General features: G+C 71.7%; 3 protein-coding genes. 2 read left to right on the plus strand and 1 reads right to left on the minus strand.

Features of this window, described 5'->3' with window-relative positions:
• Together IY392_RS17310 and IY392_RS17315 are read left to right on the plus strand one after the other, a co-directional pair.
• On the plus strand, positions 1-247 hold a 247-nt coding region (locus tag IY392_RS17310), incomplete at its 5' end, for a molybdopterin-binding protein (RefSeq protein ID WP_255542131.1).
• Between the two features lie 53 nt (positions 248-300).
• The gene (locus IY392_RS17315; RefSeq protein WP_182612235.1) at positions 301-774 is read left to right on the plus strand and encodes a molybdenum cofactor biosynthesis protein MoaE; all 474 of its coding nucleotides are present in this window, start codon (positions 301-303) and stop codon (positions 772-774) included.
• Positions 775-779: 5 nt separating this feature from the next.
• Here the strand turns inward: IY392_RS17315 and IY392_RS17320 are convergent.
• Positions 780-2173, minus strand: a 1394-nt coding sequence (locus IY392_RS17320; protein WP_228549576.1) for an HNH endonuclease signature motif containing protein, incomplete at its 5' end; no start/stop codon positions are given.

Genomic DNA, 2173 nt, shown 5'->3' on the forward strand with positions numbered 1-2173 from the left:
CCGCACCCCCGAGGCGACCGCGCCGCACCTGGACCTCGAGCTCCCGGGCGTCGCCGAGGCGATCCGGGCCCGCGGTCTTGTCTCGACCCCCACCGCCGCCATGAGCCGCGGCCTGGCCGGCTTCGCCGGACGTACCCTGGTGGTGAACCTCCCGGGTTCGCCGGGCGGGGTGCGTGACGGGCTGGCGGTCCTCGACGAACTGCTCGACCACCTGCTCGCCGTGCACGCCGACGGCGGCGGACACTGACCGCCGCGCCGGCCCGGGACCGCACCGCACCGCACCGCGAGGAGGCACCGACCATGACCGTTCACAGTCCACTCGTGCAGATCACCGAGGACGCGATCGACCCCAGGGAGGTCGAGAGGGCGGTCTGGAGCACCGCCGACGGGGCCGTGGTGACGTTCTCCGGCGTGGTGCGCGACCACGATCACGGACGCGACGTGCTCGACATCGAGTACTCGGCCCACCCGACGGCGCAGGATGTCCTGACACGGCTCTGCGACGAGGTCGCCACCGAACACACCTCGCCCGAGCTGGAGAAGGGCGGGCCGCTCGACCCACGCCGCAGCGTCCGCATCGGCGCGGTGCACCGGGTCGGCGTGTTGGCTGTCGGCGAGGTCGCGGTGGTGGTGGTTGCGGTGGCGCCGCACCGGGGCGAGGCCTTTGCCGCGTGCTCGGAGCTCATCGAACGGCTCAAGCGGGGTGTGCCCATCTGGAAGCGGCAGCGCTTCACCGACGGCGTCTCCGAGTGGGTGGGCGTCGGCGACTGCTGAGGCGGTCAGGCCGGTCGTCTGCGGGAGCCGTTCCCGGGACGGCCTGGCGGGTTGACGAGCGTGCCGTCGTCGGCGATGGTCCGATCCACAAAGGCGCTCCACTCTCGTTCCCGGATGGCGTCACGGGCACGGGCCAGGGGGCCCTTGGGTCTGGTGCGGTGTTCGTGACCGGTGTCGGTGAGGATGACGAGTTCACCCAATGGCCCGGTCCGGTAGGCGTTGGTCCCGAACGTCTTCTCCCGGTGGTGTTTCCGGCACAGGCAGACGAGGTTCCACTCGGCGGTCGGCCCGCCGAGTTCAGGGTCCTTGGTGTTGAACGCGATGACGTGGTCCACATCGCAATGCTTGGCAGAGACCGAGCACCCTGGGTGTCGGCACGTCCCGTCGCGCAGACGGATCCGCTCGGCCATCGCCGGGGTGATCACGTAGCGCAGGGCGTGATCGGGGGAGTCGAGCGCGCCCGGGGCGGGGTCGATGAGCTCGAACCGCACGCTCGCATCGTCCCCCTCAAGCAACTCCGTGCAGAGCCACTCGAAACTGCTGTAGGCGCCGTGAACGAACTCGACGCGGTTGGGCAGGCCCCGGACCGCGGAGGCGATCACGCTGATGCGGATCGGCTGACCCGCCCGCGCGGCGTTGCCCAGTGTGGGCCGGGGCAGGTCCGTCCCCACCCTGACGTCGCCGAGTTCGATGTCGTCGAGATCTATGTCACCGAGGTCTCTGCCCTCATGCTCGGACGCGGTGGCGGCGGTGGCAGTGGGGGCAGCGGCGGCGTCGGGGTCGGTCGCGGACGGGCCGGCCTCAGCCTCGTAGACGGCGAGCGCGGCGAGCGCGTCGGCGCGGAGCTGGTCCATGGGACGATCCAGCCCGTCCGCGGAGGCGACCGAGGCATCGGTCTCGATACGCCGCCGAAGAAGCTCGGCATCGGCGGCGGTGAGCCTGGCCCACATCGTGGCCATGCCGTTACGCGCGCCGCGGAAGCGGACGGAGCGGGTCGCGGCCGCAGCGTCGGCGGCATCCTCCGCGGCAGCCGGGTCGTGTCGCTCCACGGCATCATCGATCGCCGAGTCCACCGCGAGGCGACTCGGCCGGTCGCCGCCGTCGAGATCGTCAACAAAGCGCGCGACCACCTCGTCCTCCACGTCCGACACGATCGCGTCGGGAACCTCTGCCAGGCGGCACGCGATATCGATCGCCAACTGTTCAGGCATCAGCCCGCGGTCGACCGTCGACCGCAGACGGGGCAGCCGCCGGTGGATCTGCGTCCCGGCCGTCACCAACCGCGCGGCATGCCAACACGTGAGTTGACACGCCGCGACCAGGTGATCACGCGCCCGCGCCTGGGGATCCAACCGGGCGAAGGCCGGCCGGCGCGAACCGGCGCCGCGCTCGTCGGACC

The organism is Dietzia sp. SYD-A1 (genome assembly GCF_015356725.1).
Taxonomy (GTDB): domain Bacteria; phylum Actinomycetota; class Actinomycetes; order Mycobacteriales; family Mycobacteriaceae; genus Dietzia.